Here is an 18,034-nt window from a genome sequence, read left to right as displayed (position 1 = left end):
TTGGAATATTTATTAAATATCATTTTGATTATTGAAAATTAATTAATGCAGTAACAAATATTAATTAGTATAAAAAATATTCAAAAAAAGAAGGTATTTGTCACTTTGTAATTATTTTCTATTTATTTCTTGCTGTATGTATGAAACAATTCGGCTATACAAGGGAAATTTTTTTGAGGTAGTCAGTGATCGATAATGAAGAATGGGAACCTATATTTCAAATAGAGTTAATGGATATCATTAACAGTCTAAATATCAAAAAATTGCATGTTGGCTCATCTGATTCACTTATTTATGAAATAATGGGAGAACCAGAATTACCTGTAGCAAGACTGAATAGAAAATCAAAAATATTTAGTCATCTATATGGCAATGTCAATATTCTCTCTGAAAATAACATGGTAATAAGTATAAATATTGATATGCATTGTTTTAGAAAAAAAATGGTAGTTCTTGGTAGAATAAATAGCTGGAAACTTGATACTTGGTTAGAGTTATCAAAAATAAAAGATTGGCGTGTAAATAAATTTTGTGATGTGGTTCGACTTGAAGGAAAAGGAATAGTTATTTGTTTATTACCGAATGGAGAAGTAGGGATGATTTCTCTTTGTTGAATGGTTTTTAATCACTGATGTTGAGTAGTAATTTGCGAAAATACTGTAATGAATATTGGAGTTTGTCGAGGTAAATGTGTACATAGAGATCATGTGAAAATTATCGCTTGCTGAGTGGAGTAACTTTGACGGGAGACCAAATTGACTGTTTCCATTGTATGAAGTTATTAGTTAGAATTTCTTTTATGTAATTTTCAAATTTAGAATTAAAGTATTTATCAGATATTATTGTTATTTCAAGAGTATAATGTTCATCACATAATAATTGACTAAGCCTATCAATTTTGTCGATAACGGCAATACTAAAATTATCCAATTCCGCTCTGGCAATATAACGGCCTTTTTCATCTTTACAGGATAATTTACATTTAAATGCTAGTTCTATCTTAGTCAGCATTTCTTCAAATGAATTATTACTATCAATAAGTACAAAAGTTAACCATCTTTCATTTATTTTCATAACTCTATTATCCTAGAAAAATTTAATGCTAAAATATTAAAAAATAAATATTATTTACATAAAATGTAGAAATTGTTTACGTGTTATCCGCAGTAATTTGTAATGAATATGCATAAAAAAACAAAATTAGCGTCTTATTATAAACAATAGATATGACGTTTATATCATAAAGAAAAAATAACTGCCACTGATTTGATTAAACGCTTTATGGTCAGTTATCCGACTATTTATAACTAGCCTAAGAAAGCCTGATTGAAGCTTTTTATTCCTTTAATCTGTAAGAATGAATGTTCTTAAACCATTATTTATAGCTAGTCAAAGTTGAAAAATCCATCAAAACTAAATTAAGTCAGCAAGCTAAATGCTATAACAAAACCTATTAGGGGATAAACTTATAGGTTATTCTTTACAAGAATAAAACCGATTTGTGTTCCTTTTCCTTGTTCGGTAACAAATGCGCCAACTGCGCAAATCAGTTGTTCGTTGTAGTAAATTAGAGGGATTCGAGTTCGCATCCATGGTGGAATATTATGCTCTTGCCATAGTTTTTTTATTGATCGTGAACCATGGCGATTAACAATTTGAAATTTTCCTTGAGCATGGAATCTAACGGTGATTTTTTCATCTGCTTGTGGTAAGCGGCAACATAAATCAGTTTGATAATTAACTTGTAATTCGCCAACATTATCTGGAAGTGTTAATGGCAACGCTAAATCCCAGTTTAGGATTTGCTGTTCAATATCTTGATATAATGCTAACAAATAAAGTTGATTTTGATAACGGCGAACTTGTTGGTTATTAAAGATAAATTTCGGATTAGCATCTTCTTTTGCTAATGCAACGGTTTGCCAAATTAATGTTATTTGTTGGCGTGTTGGCATATTAATATGATTGTGTTTAAACCACATGCGTAAAATTGCATTTCGTTTATACTCGGAATAGTCCATTAATGGTGCAATAGCCAGTTGATTTTGTTCGGTGATAACTTGCTTAAATTCTACCAATAATAACTCATTAATTAACGTTTCTTGTTGTTGACATAATTCCGCACTGCGTGCAACCATTTGCGAAAAATGTGGCCAGCGTTGATTAAGAATTGGTAAGACTTTTAAGCGTAAAAAATTACGGTCATAGTGATCATCTTGGTTGCTTTCATCTTCTATCCAATTGAGTTGATGTTTATTCGCATAGGTTTCAATTTGTGATCGTGATATTGTTAATAAAGGTCGAAGATGTTGTTGATTTTCCCTTGGCATTGCGGACAATCCCGCAGGTCCACTACCACGTTTCAATGCCAAGAAGAAAGTTTCACATTGATCATCAAGATGTTGAGCTGTACATAACGTTTCATCATCTTTTAGATGGTGATATATAGCTTGGTAACGTGCATTTCTAGCTTGCTCTTCAATATTACCCGCTATGGGATCAAGTCTGACTTTTTCAATAATTATTGGAACTTGCCATGTTTGGCATTGTTGACTGCAATGCGTTGCCCAGTTGTCAGCATTGCTACTCAAACCATGATGAATATAGATCGCTCTTAGTTCTAAATTTGGTAACAATTGTTTTTTAAGCTTAACAAGCACATGCATTAATACCGTTGAGTCAACACCACCACTATATGCAACCAGTAGCGCTTTGTGGTGTTTTATATTATGAAAAACTGTTTGTTTTATTATTTCGTCACACGTGATTTGGTTTTGATTATTCATCTTCTACTTAATTATGCTAAACTAAACATTCATAATGCATTGGTTTTATATAGATTCATTTTTTATAGCTTGATTCTGTCTAAACCAGTAGCAAGATCGGCAATTAAATCATCGGGATCTTCAAGCCCTATATGAAGACGAATTAAAGTTCCTTTAAAATCAATACCAGATACAGGTCTAATTTTTGCTAGTTCTTCGGGTTGATTAGCTAAAATTAATGATTCAAAACCACCCCATGAATAAGCCATTGAGAAATAAGTTAAGTTGTCAATAAAATCAGATAATTGCTCGTCAGTTAATCGATCTTTGAGTACAAAAGAAAATAATCCACTTGCACCTGAAAAATCACGTTTAAAAAATTCATGCCCCTTACAACTTTCTAATGCTGGGTGATTGACGGTAGCAACTTTAGGATGGTGAGCTAACCATTTTGCTACTTTTATGCCATTTTCGTGGTGTTGCTTTAATCGTATTGCTAATGTTCGCAATCCTCGTGCGGCTATATAAGCGGTATCAGCATCGCACATTTGTCCCATTAAGTAAGAACGTTCGCGTAATTTTTCCCAACAACGCTGGTTAGCAACAGCGGTGCCTATCATGGCATCAGAATGACCGATTAGGTATTTAGTACCGGCTTGTATTGAGATATCAATATCATGATCTAATGCTTTAAATAATACGCCGGCGCTCCATGTATTATCGATCATAATAATAATTTCTGGATTGGCGCTGCGAATTGCTTTAACCATTGAAGGAATATCATGAATTTCCATCGTAATGGAACTTGGTGATTCTAAAAATACGACTTTGGTATTGGGTTTAATTTGATTTGTAATATTGTGACCCACTAATGGCGTAAAGTAATCTGTTTCAACACCAAAATTTTTTAAAATTTGCTGACAAAATTCTTGAGTAGGTTCGTAAGCGGCTTCAGACACTAATATATGATCGCCAGCTTGAACAAAAGCTAAAATAGCATTAGCGACGGCAGCTGCGCCACAAGGGTATAGATAGCAACCAGCTCCACCTTCGATTTCAACCATCGCATCTTGTAGCGCAAAATGAGTTAATGTACCACGGCGTCCATAAAATAATGCACCATTAGCACGGTTTTTGGTTGCTTCTTTTTTTGTTTCAATTGAATCAAAAACCAATGATGATGCACGTTGAATAACCGAATTAACAGCGCCTTGTGTATAACGCTTTTTACGTCCTGCATGAACTAATTTTGTTGGTAATGACATAATGATACACCCTTGCTACTATTTATTAAGGTTGATATTTTTATTAATTTTGATAACAGTTAGCATAGCATGCTGTTAGAATAGTAAAAAATAAATTTTATTAATATTTTCTTGCCAATTATGCTAATTGTTCAACTTGCTTGTCTTAAGGATGCTGACATTGATTTTTCACTGTTGCCTCAAACGCTTCTTGATGAAGCGAATAATTTAAGTGGCCAACGTAAAAAACAGTTTTTAGTTTGCCGATCAATTTTGGCTCATTTGCTTAAACAATACTGTGATATTTCGATGTTACCTGTTATTAAGGTTGGAGATAATGGTCGTCCCTCTTTTTTAGAGCCACACTTACCAGATTTTAATATTAGTCATAGCCAAGATTGGGTAGCAGTTGCGATTTCGTTAGTAGGTAAGGTTGGTTTAGATATCGAAGTAGTACGTCCACGAAAAAATTATTTGAAAGTAGCTAAAAATTTTTTTGCTGATGACGAATATCAATGGATGACTAAACAAGATGATACATTAAGAGCCTTTTGGCAACTATGGACATTAAAAGAGTCTGCATTAAAGCTTTATGCTAAAGGTGTTTGGCAAATAAAATCGGTTAACGTCGACTTAAAACAGCAGATGATTATGGCACCTTTTGCACAAGAATTTTATTATCAATATCGTCAAGTGGATAATGTTCATCTGTCGGTGAACAGCAATCAACCGATCTCTAAATTAATTTTGTTGTCTTAATACAATGTTTTTCCATTATTTATTATGGTGCGATAATGGCTTGTTATTTATTAAACCAGATAGATATCTTGAATTCTTTTTCTATTAGTTTCGTTTAATTGATATTCCTGTGATAACCAATTGTCAATTGTACCGTGACGCGTTTTAATTGCATTCAGTGCCGCAGTTAGATACTCTTTTTTGGCGGCAAAAATTAATTTGCGTTTTTCAAACTCATCAGGCGTCATTTTATGTTGATATTGGCTTAATATATTTTCACGATAATCTGACAATAGCTGTTCTGTTAGTAAATAATCTTGCATGACAGTTTCTTCACTAACACCCAAAGCAAACAATGTTAATGCAACGCCAACACCTGTACGATCTTTACCAACAGCACAATGTTGTACCAATGGTCTACCTTGTGAGTTTAGTAGGATTGAGGAAAGTTTTTGATATGCTGTGTTATTAAATGGTAGTAGCTGGTAAAGCTTAATCATAAAATCAAATGGAGCATTTTTTTTAAGTGTTTGGTGAGCATTGCCTAGATCACTTGTTAAACTTGCGGTGATCGTATTACTTAACGGATTAGCTGGTACATTAATATAATGAGTATTTTGCCATAATTTATCTGGATTTCGCTTAATTTCATCAGGATCGCGATAGTCTAAAACGTAGTGCAGATTTAGCTGATTAGCTAAAAAAGATTGCTCTTGTTGTGTAATAAGCGAGAATGCGCCTGAGCGGTATAGTAGACCCGATCGAATTTGACGTCCATCAATTGTTTTGATTCCACCTAAATCACGAAAATTAATCCCATTTTTTATCGGTACAACTGATGCCATAACCCATCCTTATTTATTTTTAACTTTACTTGCTATATTAACATGTTTCTGATTAGAATTAATTCATTGTTATGTTGTTTATCAATTTTTTGAGGTTTTTACTATGTCGATGTTATCTGTTTTACTAACTGATAAACCTGCACCAAAACAGTGGGGAAAAGATGCATTGCTGAGTTTTTCTAACGAGGCGATTACTATTCATTATAAACCGGAACATCGCTTAGGGGCGATTCAACGTGCAGGTCGAAAGTTAGATAACCAAGGAATAAATTCGGTTAAACTAAGCGGTGAAAATTGGGATATCGAAGCTTGTTGGCATTTTTGGTTAGGCTATCGTAATGCCAAAAAAAGTACAAAAGTAACTTGGTCAGAACTCAACACCAAAGACAAACAAGAATTGAAACATCGTATAGAAATTATTGATTGGTGTCGGGATATTATTAATGAACAAGCTGAAACATTAAGTCCTGTTGAGTTAGCCACACGAGCAGCTAAGTTAATTAGCACTTACTCATCTGCTGTGACTTACAACATCATTTCAGGTGAAGCTTTAAGAGAGCAAGATTATATGGGCATTTATACGGTTGGAAAAGGTTCGGATCGGCCAGCGGCTTTGCTTGAACTAGATTATAACCCAACCCAAAATCCTAATTCACCGATAACAGCCTGTTTAGTTGGTAAAGGTATTACCTTTGATTCAGGAGGATATAGTTTAAAACCAAGTAATTTTATGGAGTCAATGCGCTCAGATATGGGTGGGGCTGCGTTAGTAACAAGTGCATTAGCATTAGCCATTGCGCGCGGTTTAAATCAACGTATTAAACTTTATCTATGTTGCGCGGATAATTTAGTCAGTGGCAATGCGTTTAAATTAGGCGATATTATTCGTTACCGTAACGGTAAAACGGTTGAAGTTGATAACACTGATGCAGAAGGGCGACTAGTTTTGGCTGATGGTTTAATTTGTGCTGATAATGACCAGCCTCATTATATTATTGATTGTGCAACACTGACTGGAGCGGCTAAGATTGCGGTGGGGAATGATTATCAGTCATTACTTTCGTTTGATGATAAATTTGCTAGCCAATTGTTAGCTAGTAGCGATATTGAGCATGAAGCTTTTTGGCGATTACCATTAGCCGACTTTCATCGTTCGCAATTCCCATCATCATTTGCTGATATAGCAAATTCAGGTATACCTAATACTGCTGGGGCAAGTACTGCTGCGGCTTTCTTATCGCATTTTATTAAAAATTATCAAAAAAATTGGCTACATATTGATTGTTCTGCAACATTCCGTAAAAGCGCCACAGCTCTATGGGCAACAGGGGCAACAGGTATTGGTGTGAGGACAATTGCTAATTTACTTAGTCAGCTTAAATAAACAAAAAACCACTTTTAAAAAGTGGTTTTAAAGTGGTTTTTGTTAACAAAGTGCAATTTTAATCATTTTTAATAACAATTGCTTTTTTGATATAAATAGGCTCAACTGGCACATTTTGATGTGGTCCCACGCGTTTAGTTGGGACACTAACAATTTTATCAACTATATCCATCCCTTTAGTTACTTTACCAAATACAGCATAACCATATTGTTCTGGTGATTTGTAATTAAGGAAATCATTGTTTACTACGTTGATAAAAAATTGACTGGTTGCGCTGTTTATTTCACTCGTTCTTGCCATTGCAATGGTGCCACGATCATTTTTTAAACCATTGTCTGCTTCATTTTTAATTGGTGGATTATTCTCTTTAAATTTTAGTTGATCATCAGCGCCACCACCTTGAATCATAAATCCAGGAATTACACGGTGGAAAGTTAAATTTTCATAAAAACCACTATTAACATAATCAAGAAAGTTTTTAGTGGTAATTGGCGCATGTTCGCTGTCTAGTTCAATCTCAATATCGCCCATACTGGTTTGTAATAAGACTTGAGGAGTAGCTAAGGCGATAGTTGAAAAAATTGTTAGCAATAATGTTAAAATTAATAGTTTGATTTTTTTCATATTAATAAAATCTCTTTCCATTTGAATTGACTGATTATACCGAATATTAAGCTAATTTAAATAGCAATTATGCAAAATCGGATAATTTTTTGTGCTGTATATCGTATAACAATTTAATTATATTTAATTAAAAAATTGATTAGTCTATTTTATTGATGTTAACCTGATTTTAAACATTAATAAGATAAGGAGTTATAAAAAATGTTTTTTATAACTCCCTTTTTTATACTAACCGTTTTTATACTGAAACATAGTGTAACCTGAAACTTTTTTACAAATAAAACTATTAAATTTTATGCGATGTATTTTGTGTGATATGCCTTTATTTCTATCTCATCATGGCATTTGTAGCCAATGTGTTCAAAATATACCTAAATTTAATAAGGTCTGCCATCAATGCTGTTTACCACATTCTTTATCGACTGATATATGTTATCGGTGTCGTGCAAAGAAACCTTATTGGGATGAACTTATTGCTGTTTCTGAGTATGTTAATCCTTTAAAAAAATTGATTCATCATCTAAAGTTCTGCAACAAAATTGAATTGAGTACTGCATTGGCAAGATTGATGTTTTTGGCTTGGTATCAACGGCGAGAAATCGATGCGTTAATTAAGCCCGATTTGGTCACTTGTGTGCCATTGCATCATTTTCGTTATTGGTCTCGTGGTTTTAATCAAGCTGAGTTATTGGCAAAACCGATTGCAAGATGGTTAGATTGTGAATTTTATCCTTATTTACTATCTCGAACGTCAAATGTACAAGATCAAAAAAAACTATCTCTTACAGAGCGAATCGCTAATGTTGAAAAGCTTTTTACATGCCATCAAAATCTTTCACATAAATCAGTAATGCTTATTGATGATATCGTTACAACAGGTAATACGATTAATGCAATTAGTCAGCAACTAAAAAATTGTGGAGCAACGAGTGTTTATGTTGTTTGTTTATGCCGTACAGTATTGTAAAATCCTAAACAGCCCCTATAATAACCAAGAAAGTTAGTCAACTATTATTAATATATTATAAATGATGTTAGGTTTGTTTATTACCTAACTACATTAAAGTGAGGGGTTATGTCTATTATCACTATTTCTGAATCAGCTCAACAGCACTTTAAAAAATTGCTTGCTAATCAACCCGATGGAACACAAATTCGAGTATTTGTTATTAACCCTGGTACTCCAAGTGCTGAATGCGGTGTTTCGTATTGCCCTGCTGATACTATAGAAGATAGCGATATAGAAGAACGGTATGCTGATTTTTCAGTTTATATTGATGAAATTAGTGCGCCATTTTTAGAAGAAGCTGTCATTGATTATGTGACTGATGAATTAGGTTCGCAGTTAACATTAAAAGCACCAAATTCAAAAATGAAAAAAGTAGCTGATGATGCACCTCTTATTGAGCGTGTTAATTACGCAATTCAAGCACAGGTCAATCCGCAATTAGCTAGCCATGGTGGCCATGTTAGTTTAGTGGAGTTGACCGAAGATAATTATGTTGTTTTACAATTTGGTGGGGGGTGTAATGGTTGCTCAATGGTTGATTATACTTTGAAAGAAGGTATTGAGAAGCAATTAATGGCAGAGTTTCCTGAACTCGCTGGTGTAAAAGATATTACTGAACACCAAGCTGGAGCTCATTCTTTTTGCTAATAATGGCAGAAAATAATTTTTATTTAAATCTTGCTTATTGCTGGGATTGAGTCATAATCGGATAACGTTTGCCATTTGACATTCTGATGGGGTTTTATGAATCAAGTTAGTATTATTTCAGATCTTATCGTTTGGATTGAAAAAAATTTGGAACAACCATTATCTATTGATCATGTTGCACAAAAATCAGGTTATTCAAAGTGGCATTTACAACGTATGTTTAAAGAGGTAACTGGTCAAGTTCTTGGTACTTATATTCGACATCGTCGTTTAACTTATGCTGCGCTTGCTTTACGCATGACAAGTAAGCCTATTTTAGATATTGCGATGCAATATCGTTTTGATTCTCAACAAACATTTACTCGTTCTTTTAAAAAACAATTCAATGAAACTCCAGCAAGTTACCGACGAGGAGATATTTGGGATCCTACAGGATTAACTCCTGCTATTGAGCTTAATAAAAATCGGTTTTCATTGCCTGAGCCAAAATTTGTTAATATGCCTCAAAAAACGTTTTGGGGTATCACCTTTAAAAATAATTGCAATTTGAGTCAATTATTAGATGAAGAAAATAAACTAAGATCACAATTTTTTCATAATTATATATCTCGCTGTGGCAATACATGTGAAAACTTGCCAGATAAAATTTATGCTTTTAGCCGTATATTGAAAAGCAAAGATAATGCTAATGAACAAGAGCTTTTTTATACAATTGCTTTAGATCAGAATAATAATTTAGAGCATATTGAGCAGATAGTTAATGAAGGAGGATTGTATCTTTGCTTTAGATATATTGGTTCTCCTGATGAGTTTGGCGATTTTATTTCACAAGTGCATTTAGCTGCTATGCCAGCATTAAAGGTACGCTTACGTTGCTCTAGTTGTGTAATTGAGATTCATCATAATCTTCGCGATGACTCTGTTGAATCGTTTAAGGATATTAAGCATATGGAGTGTGATTATTGTGTGCCGGTTGTTGCTGATAGTGACGTCAATATCCAATCAAGTTTATAGTTATAATATGATATAAAAATCTGCTATTAGATATTGACTGAATTATTTAGTTATCTGAGTTTAATAAAATCTTTTCTAACCACTGTTTAAATTCTGGAGTTGTTTCTTTTAGGCTATTAGAGCCTCTTGTTACAGTTGCAATACCAATTTTTAGTTGCTCTTTAAGTTGGCGTTGATTGATTGAACCATCAAGTAATGAATGTACGATTTTAACTCGAGTAATTAAAGCATCTCGCTCATCGGCTGTCATTAGTAATTTTAATATATCCAGTGAATAACCATCGTTAAATGCTTGGTGTAATAATTCAACTGTTTGTTTCCATTCGTTAGTTTTCATTATAATCACCATTAATATTGTTTATTAAATTCATTTGAGCTAAGAAAATTGACATTTTTTTGCCCTAAGATTACTTGATAAATATAATCATATACCAATACGTTTTTGACGTAATTACGTGTTTCAGTAAACGGTATACTATCGATAAATGCTACTGCATCAAGTTTTCCGTTACTCTTTTTTAGCCAGCGCTTAACATTATTTGGACCAGCATTATAAGCGGCTGAAGATAATATACGATTTTTATCATTTTGTAGATAAGCAGTGTTTAAATAGGTAGTGCCTAACTGTATATTTGTTTGAGGATCAAACAATTGTGCTGATGAAATATAAGTTAATGAATTAACTTTTTTAGCTGTCTCTTTTGCTGTAGCTGGCATTAGTTGCATTAATCCACTGGCGCCGACAGGTGATTTGACAGTAGTATCAAGTGCACTTTCTTGGCGAGAAATAGCTAAAGCATAAGATAAACCAATAGCTTTATCTTTTAATGCATTGTTATATAAATCTTTGTACATAATAGGCAAACGCTCTGTCCAGTTATTCCAGAGTTTGCCTGCAATGGTTGCTTGAATACTAAGATCCCCCCACCCTTTTTGTAAGGCATATTGAGATAATGCTAAATATTCATTCTTATTTTTTTGATTATTTAACATATATCGCCATTCGTAGCTTGATTCTGAAAGCATTCCTAAATAACGTAATTCGTTAATTCTTTTTACATAGGGTTGATTGTCGTATTTGCTTTTTAAGGTTGATATTTCTGATGGTGTAATCTTTGGTGATTGGTTATTGATCGAATAAGGTTGATTAAGAGTTTGTGCACTTATCATGCCATAAAACCCACGTTTGGTTGTGAGTGTTTGCAAAATTTTGTTAGCTTCACTTTTTTTATTATTATTTAATAAAACTCTAGCTTGCCAATATTGCCAGTCTTCTTTTAATTGATCTTCTGGTGATAGTTGTGCTATCCAATAACCGATGTCTGTGAAGTTATAGCTATCGATTGCAAGGCGGATACGTTTTTCAACTAATGTTGTATCGTGATATTTTGCAATATAGCTATCACGCCATTTAATTTGTTCATCTGTTGCAGAATTTTTAAAGTAGCTGTTAGCTAAACTCTTTTGTAATGCTACCTGCTCTGCTTTACTTAAAGTTTGCTGTTTAACTAATTTTGGTAATAATGCTGCAGCTAAATTCATATCAGCTTTTACTAAGCGAGGGAATGATGATAAGACAACTTTTTTAGTGAAAGAGCTAGCTTTAATATTTTTTGAAAAATCTTCTAATTTTTTAGGATTATTAAGAACAGCTAGTAAATTGATTTTTGTTGTTTTGTAGTTGTCATCAAGTAAATTAGCTAGGTGTTTGGCTAATTTTAAATTATTTGCATCAATAGCAAGTTCGATACGTAATAGTATTAAATTAGCTGTCCGTTTACCTGCTTGAGCCCAAGCGTCAAGTAATGGATCGCATGCAGAAGGAAGTTCTTTGCCTGTCATCCAAAGAGATTCAACAGAGCTAAAAGCAACCTCGTTATTTCCTTGTTGTAGTAATGCATATTGATAACGACAGTTAGAGAGTATGGAGTTATCTTTTGGGAACGAAACGATTGAATTCCAATCTTGACGATTGCTTAATTCGCTTAAATAAGATTGTGTTAATGAAGCTGTTAGCGGAAAATTATTATATTGATTAATAAAATCGCTTACCATTTGTGGTGAAACGATTTTAATATTACTCTGAAAAAACTGTACAGCAGCATAAGGATACAATGGATAATCTTTTATGGTAGAGAGTAATGTTTGCTGTTCTTCAAAGTTAAGTGATTGATAGGAGTTAAGCCATTTTTGATAATTTTCTCGACCTTTTTGATAACTATCTGCATAAATGTTACCTGTGAACAATAGGTTAATTATCAAAAAATAACGTAATACTAATTTCATCCTTTAACTCCTATGTTAATTTAGTTTATTAGATTAGCATATTAAGCTATGATTCGTCGATAATGAACTGCGGTTTAATTCCTACTAAAACACTCAACTAAATACTTGACTAAATCGAAAGGATATATACAATATGCATACACACATATAAAGGAATGCTCAATGAAACTGACATCAAAAGGGCGATACGCGGTGACAGCAATGCTTGATGTTGCTTTACATGCAGATTCAGGACCGGTATCACTAGCTGATATTTCAGAACGTCAAGAAATTTCACTTTCTTATCTTGAACAATTGTTTGCTCGATTACGAAAAAATGGTTTGGTGCGCAGTGTTAGAGGCCCTGGTGGCGGTTATATACTGAGTCGTTCTATGGATCAAATTGCTATTAGTTCAATTGTTAAAGCTGTCGATGAAACAGTGCATGCGACAAAATGTCACGGGCAAGATGGATGTCAAGGCGGTGTTAGATGTTTAACCCATACACTGTGGAATGATTTAAGTGAACGAATTGAGGACTTTTTAACTAGCATTACATTGAGTGAATTGGTCAATAATAAAGAAGTTAAAGCTGTTGCTAGCCGACAAAGTAATATACAACACGTTCAAATTAATTAATAAAAATAGAATACAGAATTTTTCATTGGGAGTAATTAATGAAACTACCTATTTATATGGATTATGCAGCGACAACGCCTGTAGATCCTAGAGTTGCTGAAAAAATGATGCAGTATTTAACGCCAGACGGTATATTTGGTAATCCAGCATCTCGTTCCCATAAATTTGGCTGGCAAGCTGAAGAAGCCGTTGATATTGCCCGTAATCAAATTGCCGATCTTATTGGTGCTGATTCACGCGAAATTGTCTTTACGTCAGGGGCAACTGAAGCTGATAATTTAGCAATTAAAGGTGCCGCTCATTTTAATCAAGCCAAAGGTAAGCACATTATTACTTGTAAAACTGAGCACAAGGCTGTGCTTGATACTTGTCGCCAACTTGAGCGAGAAGGTTATGAAGTAACTTATTTAACGCCAGAATCCGATGGGATCCTTGATCTTGATAAACTTGCAACGGCTATGCGTAGTGATACAACCGTTGTATCAATTATGCATGTCAACAATGAAACGGGTGTAATACAAGACATCGAAAAAATTGGTGAGATGTGCCGTGAAAGAGGTATTGTTTTTCATGTTGATGCAACCCAGTCTGTTGGTAAATTACCAATTGATGTAGCTAACTTAAAAGTTGATTTAATGTCATTTTCTGGTCATAAAATTTATGGACCAAAAGGTATTGGTGGGCTTTATGTAAGGCGTAAACCGCGTGTTCGTATTGAAGCTCAAATACATGGCGGTGGTCATGAACGAGGCATGCGCTCTGGTACTTTACCTGTGCATCAAATTGTGGGCATGGGTGAAGCGTATCATATAGCTAAACAAGAGATGGTTACTGAAATGCCTCGTTTATTGGCTTTAAAAAATCGTTTATGGGATGGTTTAAAAGACATTGAAGAGGTTTATTTAAATGGTTCTTTGGAGCACAGTGTGCCAAATATCTTAAATGTGAGTTTTGCTTACATTGAAGGCGAATCGTTGATGATGGCTTTAAAAGATTTAGCTGTTTCCTCTGGTTCTGCATGCACATCTGCGAGTTTAGAGCCGTCTTATGTATTACGAGCATTAGGGCTTAATGATGAGCTGGCTCATAGTTCAATTCGATTTTCTATTGGTCGTTTTACCACAGAAGAAGAAATTGATTATGTCATTAAATTAATCAGAGAATCTATTGGGAAATTAAGGGATTTATCGCCTCTTTGGGAAATGTTTAAAGATGGCGTTGATTTAACAAAGATTAAATGGTCAGCACATTAAAATTGGGAGTAAATTATGGCATATAGTGAAAAAGTTGTTGATCATTATGAAAACCCACGTAACGTTGGTTCGTTTGATCAAAATGATCCTAATGTTGGTAGTGGTATGGTTGGCGCACCAGCGTGTGGTGATGTGATGCGTCTACAAATCAAAGTGAATGACAACGGTATTATTGAAGATGCTAAGTTTAAAACTTATGGTTGTGGTAGTGCAATTGCATCAAGTTCTTTGGTTACAGAATGGATAAAAGGTAAATCATTAGACGAAGCAGAAGCTATCAAAAATACGGATATTGCTAAAGAACTTGCTTTACCTCCGGTTAAAATTCACTGTTCAATTCTAGCGGAAGATGCAATTAAAGCTGCTATTGATGACTACAAAACCAAAAAAGGACAACGTTAATGGCAATCACATTGACTAATAGCGCAGCTGATCGTGTTCAAGCTTTTTTGGCTAATCGTGGAAAGGGTGTTGGGTTACGATTAGGTGTTAAAACATCTGGTTGTTCTGGTATGGCTTATGTTTTAGAGTTTGCCGATGTGATTAATGATGATGATAGTGTCTTTGAAGATAAACATGTCAAAGTTATCGTGGATAAAAAAAGCTTAGTTTATATTGATGGTACTGAACTTGATTTTGTTAAAGAAGGATTAAATGAAGGTTTCAAGTTTAATAATCCTAATACGAAGCACGAATGTGGCTGTGGCGAAAGCTTTAATGTGTAATCGGGCACAATAATTATGGTTAATTACTTCGAGCTATTTAGTTTGCCAGCTCAATTGCCGGTGGATGTCGCTCAACTAACAACTCATTATCAGCAATTGCAAAAGCAATATCATCCAGATAATTTTGCTGTTGGAAACGATATTGATAAAGTGGCAATTGTTCAAAAGTCAGCAATCATTAATGATGGTTATCATACGTTAAAAAATCCAATTAAAGCCGCTGAGTATTTTTTATCTCTACAAGGTTTTGACGTAGCAACTGAACAAAGTATTATTCATGATACTGATTTTTTAATGGAGCAATTTTTTTTACGTGAAAGACTTGATGATATTGAACGTAAAGATAATTTTGAATTATTAGATGATTTTTATGCTGAGATTGTTGCTTGTCAAAAGATAGTTTATAACGAATTATTACAATTTATTACTAATCAAGATTGGTCAAAAGCACTTAATCAGATCTATAAAATTCGCTATCTTGCCAGATTGATTGAACAAATCGAAAAGTTACAAGAAAAGCAATTTGATTTATAATTTAAGATAAGTAACATATCGATAGAGATAGATTAAATGGTATTATTACAGATCAGCGAACCAGGACAAACTCCACTACCACATCAGCGCCGCCTTGCTGTAGGAATTGATCTTGGTACAACTAATTCATTAGTAGCAACGGTACGAAGTGGACAAGCAGAGGTATTGCCTGATTTAGAAGGTAATCCGCTATTGCCATCCGTTGTGCATTATGGCATCGATCATGATGATAACTTTGTTATCACGATTGGAAAAAATGCCAAAGATAATGCTGTGAATGATCCGCAAAATACAGTTAGCTCTATTAAGAGATTAATGGGGCGAAGTTTATCTGATATAGATTTATCACAATTTCCTTATACTTTTTCACAAACTGAAAATGGTGTTCCTTTATTAAATTTGCCTAATGAGCAAGTAAATCCAATACAAGTTTCATCAGAAATTTTGACAGCGTTAGCTGAGCGAGCAAAAGAGAGTTTACAAGGTGAAATTGATGGTGTGGTTATTACTGTGCCAGCTTATTTTGATGATGCACAACGGCAAGCAACAAAAGATGCTGCCAAATTAGCTGGTTTGCATGTATTGCGCCTACTTAATGAACCTACAGCCGCTGCGATTGCGTACGGTTTAGATTCAGGGAAGGAAGGTATAATCGCTGTTTATGATTTAGGTGGCGGTACTTTTGATATTTCTATTTTACGCTTAAATAAAGGTGTTTTTGAGGTTCTAGCAACTAGCGGTGACTCAGCTCTTGGTGGTGATGATTTTGATCGGCTACTTGCTGACTATATAAAAGAGAAATTAGGATTAACTAATAATATAGATCCTTATATTAATCAAAAAATCAGTAGCCAAGCTACCGAAATAAAGATTTTATTAAGTGAGCAAGATTTAGCTGTATTTTCTCTGGATAATCAATCTTTGACTATTACTCGCCAGCAATTTCAACAATTAATTGAGCCATTGGTTAAACGCACTTTAGCTGTTTGTCGCCGTGCATTGAAAGATGCCGAGATTAATGTGGATGAAGTAGTTGAAGTTGTTATGGTTGGCGGCTCTACTCGTGTGCCATTAGTGCGAGAATTAGTAGGGAATTATTTTAAAACTAATCCCTTGATATCTATCGATCCTGATAAAGTAGTTGCTATTGGTGCAGCTATTCAGGCCGATATTTTGGTTGGCAATAAACCCGATTCAGATATGTTATTGCTTGATGTGATCCCATTGTCGTTAGGCATTGAGATCATGGGTGAATTGGTCGAAAAAATTATTCCACGTAATAGTACAATTCCGTGTGCAAGAGCTCAAGAGTTTACAACTTTTAAAGATGGTCAAACCGCGATGATGGTTCATGTTTTACAAGGAGAACGTGAAAGTGTTGCTGATTGTCGATCTTTGGCTCGTTTTACTCTGCAAGGTATTCCAGCAATGCCTGCTGGTGGTGCGCACATTAGGGTGACTTTCCAAGTTGATGCTGATGGTTTATTAAGTGTAACAGCAATGGAAAAATCAACGGGTATTGAAGCTGCTATCCAAGTAAAACCTTCATATGGACTGACTGATAATGAAATTGCCGATATGATTCAAGATTCAATCAGTTACGCACAGCAAGATAAACAGATTCGAATACTTGCTGAACAAAAAGTTGAGGCAGCTAGAGTGCTTGAAAGCTTGCAAAGTGCTTTAGATAAAGATGCTGACTTATTAGATGAAAGTGAACTAAACCATATTTTAATTGCTAAGCATCAATTACAAGCTGTAAGTGAGTCAAATGACAGTTATGCAATTGAAAAACAAATTAAAATTGTTGATAAAGTAACACAAAATTTTGCAGCTAAGCGAATGGATAGGTCAATTCGACATGCGTTAACTGGCCATAACGTTGATGATATTTAACTAACGAGATTATTATGCCAAAAATTACTTTTTTACCGAATGCGGAGCTTTGTCCAGATGGAAAAACTGTTGATGCCCAAGAAGGCGAATCCATTTTAGAAGTGGCATTGCGCAATGATATTGAAATCGAGCATGCTTGTGAAATGTCATGTGCTTGTTCAACATGCCACTGTATTGTGCGTAAGGGATTTGATTCGCTTGAAGTAAGCGATGAGCAAGAAGATGATATGTTAGATAAAGCCTGGGGAGTTGAACTGCATAGTCGTTTAAGCTGTCAAGCTCGTGTCACGAATGAAGATTTAGAGGTCGAAATCCCAAGATATAGCCTTAATCATGCCAAAGAAGATCATTAGGAAGTTATCATAATGATTATCCATTATGGGTTAATATAAAAATAACATTAAATCTGGTTATTTGATTGAAATTTGGTAATTGTAAATTAATAACCAG

At 34.2% G+C, this 18,034-nt stretch carries 20 protein-coding genes; 13 read left to right on the top strand and 7 right to left on the bottom strand.

All coding sequences use genetic code 11. The annotated features are described in order from the left end of the window. The first annotated feature begins 185 nt into the window (after window positions 1-185). The gene (locus ACGH6Q_RS08840) at window positions 186-614 is read left to right on the top strand and encodes a hypothetical protein (RefSeq protein WP_296302396.1); all 429 of its coding nucleotides are present in this window, start codon (window positions 186-188) and stop codon (window positions 612-614) included. A 100-nt stretch (window positions 615-714) separates the two neighbouring features. Here the strand turns inward: ACGH6Q_RS08840 and ACGH6Q_RS08835 are convergent, their stop codons facing one another. From ACGH6Q_RS08835 to metC, 3 genes are all read right to left on the bottom strand, one after another. Further along, window positions 715-1,074: a hypothetical protein gene (locus ACGH6Q_RS08835; RefSeq protein ID WP_411592614.1), complete on the bottom strand. Its 360-nt coding sequence runs from the start codon at window positions 1,072-1,074 to the stop codon at window positions 715-717. Between the two features lie 392 nt (window positions 1,075-1,466). Continuing rightward, on the bottom strand, window positions 1,467-2,786 hold the full coding sequence (tilS, locus tag ACGH6Q_RS08830; protein ID WP_174799315.1) for a tRNA lysidine(34) synthetase TilS: 1,320 nt from the start codon (window positions 2,784-2,786) through the stop codon (window positions 1,467-1,469). A gap of 62 nt (window positions 2,787-2,848) precedes the next feature. Then, window positions 2,849-4,030 (bottom strand): cystathionine beta-lyase, encoded by a 1,182-nt coding sequence (gene metC, locus ACGH6Q_RS08825; protein ID WP_297225772.1) that lies wholly within the window; start codon window positions 4,028-4,030, stop codon window positions 2,849-2,851. A 120-nt stretch (window positions 4,031-4,150) separates the two neighbouring features. Here metC and ACGH6Q_RS08820 point away from each other — a divergent pair, with 120 nt between their 5' ends. Next, the gene (locus tag ACGH6Q_RS08820; RefSeq protein ID WP_296302393.1) at window positions 4,151-4,768 is read left to right on the top strand and encodes a 4'-phosphopantetheinyl transferase family protein; all 618 of its coding nucleotides are present in this window, start codon (window positions 4,151-4,153) and stop codon (window positions 4,766-4,768) included. Window positions 4,769-4,818: 50 nt separating this feature from the next. Here the strand turns inward: ACGH6Q_RS08820 and ACGH6Q_RS08815 are convergent, their stop codons facing one another. After that, window positions 4,819-5,592, bottom strand: coding sequence for a tyrosine-protein phosphatase (locus ACGH6Q_RS08815; RefSeq protein ID WP_065561033.1), 774 nt, complete (start codon window positions 5,590-5,592; stop codon window positions 4,819-4,821). A 103-nt stretch (window positions 5,593-5,695) separates the two neighbouring features. Here ACGH6Q_RS08815 and pepB point away from each other — a divergent pair, with 103 nt between their 5' ends. Continuing rightward, window positions 5,696-6,976, top strand: coding sequence for an aminopeptidase PepB (pepB, locus tag ACGH6Q_RS08810; protein ID WP_085166017.1), 1,281 nt, complete (start codon window positions 5,696-5,698; stop codon window positions 6,974-6,976). 58 nt (window positions 6,977-7,034) lie between these two features. Here the strand turns inward: pepB and ACGH6Q_RS08805 are convergent, their stop codons facing one another. Further along, on the bottom strand, window positions 7,035-7,601 hold the full coding sequence (locus ACGH6Q_RS08805; protein ID WP_296318066.1) for a peptidylprolyl isomerase: 567 nt from the start codon (window positions 7,599-7,601) through the stop codon (window positions 7,035-7,037). A 316-nt stretch (window positions 7,602-7,917) separates the two neighbouring features. Between ACGH6Q_RS08805 and ACGH6Q_RS08800 the strand changes: the two genes are divergently transcribed. The 3 genes from ACGH6Q_RS08800 to robA all read left to right on the top strand — a co-directional run bounded on the left by ACGH6Q_RS08800 (window position 7,918) and on the right by robA (window position 10,272). Continuing rightward, window positions 7,918-8,568, top strand: coding sequence for a phosphoribosyltransferase family protein (locus ACGH6Q_RS08800; RefSeq protein WP_296318065.1), 651 nt, complete (start codon window positions 7,918-7,920; stop codon window positions 8,566-8,568). 114 nt (window positions 8,569-8,682) lie between these two features. Then, on the top strand, window positions 8,683-9,258 hold the full coding sequence (gene nfuA / locus ACGH6Q_RS08795; protein WP_065561041.1) for a Fe-S biogenesis protein NfuA: 576 nt from the start codon (window positions 8,683-8,685) through the stop codon (window positions 9,256-9,258). 96 nt (window positions 9,259-9,354) lie between these two features. After that, window positions 9,355-10,272 (top strand): MDR efflux pump AcrAB transcriptional activator RobA, encoded by a 918-nt coding sequence (gene robA / locus ACGH6Q_RS08790; RefSeq protein ID WP_065561029.1) that lies wholly within the window; start codon window positions 9,355-9,357, stop codon window positions 10,270-10,272. A gap of 46 nt (window positions 10,273-10,318) precedes the next feature. On the opposite strand, the gene trpR is transcribed toward robA, so the two are convergent. Continuing rightward, entirely contained in the window at window positions 10,319-10,609 is a 291-nt protein-coding gene (gene trpR, locus ACGH6Q_RS08785; protein ID WP_296318064.1) for a trp operon repressor, read from the bottom strand. Between the two features lie 11 nt (window positions 10,610-10,620). Next, complete coding sequence (gene sltY, locus ACGH6Q_RS08780; protein ID WP_411592613.1) at window positions 10,621-12,558, bottom strand: murein transglycosylase; 1,938 nt, start codon at window positions 12,556-12,558, stop codon at window positions 10,621-10,623. A 162-nt stretch (window positions 12,559-12,720) separates the two neighbouring features. Here sltY and iscR point away from each other — a divergent pair, with 162 nt between their 5' ends. The 7 genes from iscR to fdx are packed head-to-tail and all read left to right on the top strand — an operon-like array spanning window position 12,721 to window position 17,937. Then, window positions 12,721-13,176: a Fe-S cluster assembly transcriptional regulator IscR gene (gene iscR, locus ACGH6Q_RS08775; protein ID WP_065589729.1), complete on the top strand. Its 456-nt coding sequence runs from the start codon at window positions 12,721-12,723 to the stop codon at window positions 13,174-13,176. A gap of 38 nt (window positions 13,177-13,214) precedes the next feature. After that, window positions 13,215-14,429 carry an IscS subfamily cysteine desulfurase gene (locus ACGH6Q_RS08770; protein WP_065561025.1) on the top strand — a complete coding sequence of 405 codons (1,215 nt, stop codon included), beginning with the start codon at window positions 13,215-13,217 and terminating at the stop codon, window positions 14,427-14,429. A 15-nt stretch (window positions 14,430-14,444) separates the two neighbouring features. Continuing rightward, a complete protein-coding gene (gene iscU / locus ACGH6Q_RS08765; RefSeq protein WP_034911174.1) occupies window positions 14,445-14,831 on the top strand; it encodes a Fe-S cluster assembly scaffold IscU in 387 nt (128 codons plus the stop codon). Next, a complete protein-coding gene (gene iscA / locus ACGH6Q_RS08760; RefSeq protein WP_065561024.1) occupies window positions 14,831-15,154 on the top strand; it encodes an iron-sulfur cluster assembly protein IscA in 324 nt (107 codons plus the stop codon). Before iscU ends, iscA begins: the two co-directional genes overlap by 1 nt. Before the next feature lie 15 nt (window positions 15,155-15,169). Further along, on the top strand, window positions 15,170-15,688 hold the full coding sequence (gene hscB, locus ACGH6Q_RS08755) for a Fe-S protein assembly co-chaperone HscB (protein WP_296318062.1): 519 nt from the start codon (window positions 15,170-15,172) through the stop codon (window positions 15,686-15,688). A gap of 36 nt (window positions 15,689-15,724) precedes the next feature. Further along, the gene (gene hscA, locus ACGH6Q_RS08750; protein WP_296318061.1) at window positions 15,725-17,584 is read left to right on the top strand and encodes a Fe-S protein assembly chaperone HscA; all 1,860 of its coding nucleotides are present in this window, start codon (window positions 15,725-15,727) and stop codon (window positions 17,582-17,584) included. Window positions 17,585-17,598: 14 nt separating this feature from the next. Next, window positions 17,599-17,937: an ISC system 2Fe-2S type ferredoxin gene (gene fdx / locus ACGH6Q_RS08745; RefSeq protein ID WP_174799325.1), complete on the top strand. Its 339-nt coding sequence runs from the start codon at window positions 17,599-17,601 to the stop codon at window positions 17,935-17,937. The last annotated feature ends 97 nt before the right edge of the window (window positions 17,938-18,034 follow it).

The organism is Gilliamella sp. BG2 (assembly GCF_046635645.1).
Lineage (GTDB): Bacteria > Pseudomonadota > Gammaproteobacteria > Enterobacterales > Orbaceae > Gilliamella > Gilliamella bombi.
Note: the sequence above shows the minus strand (reverse complement) of the source record. Positions and strands in the feature narration are given on the sequence as shown.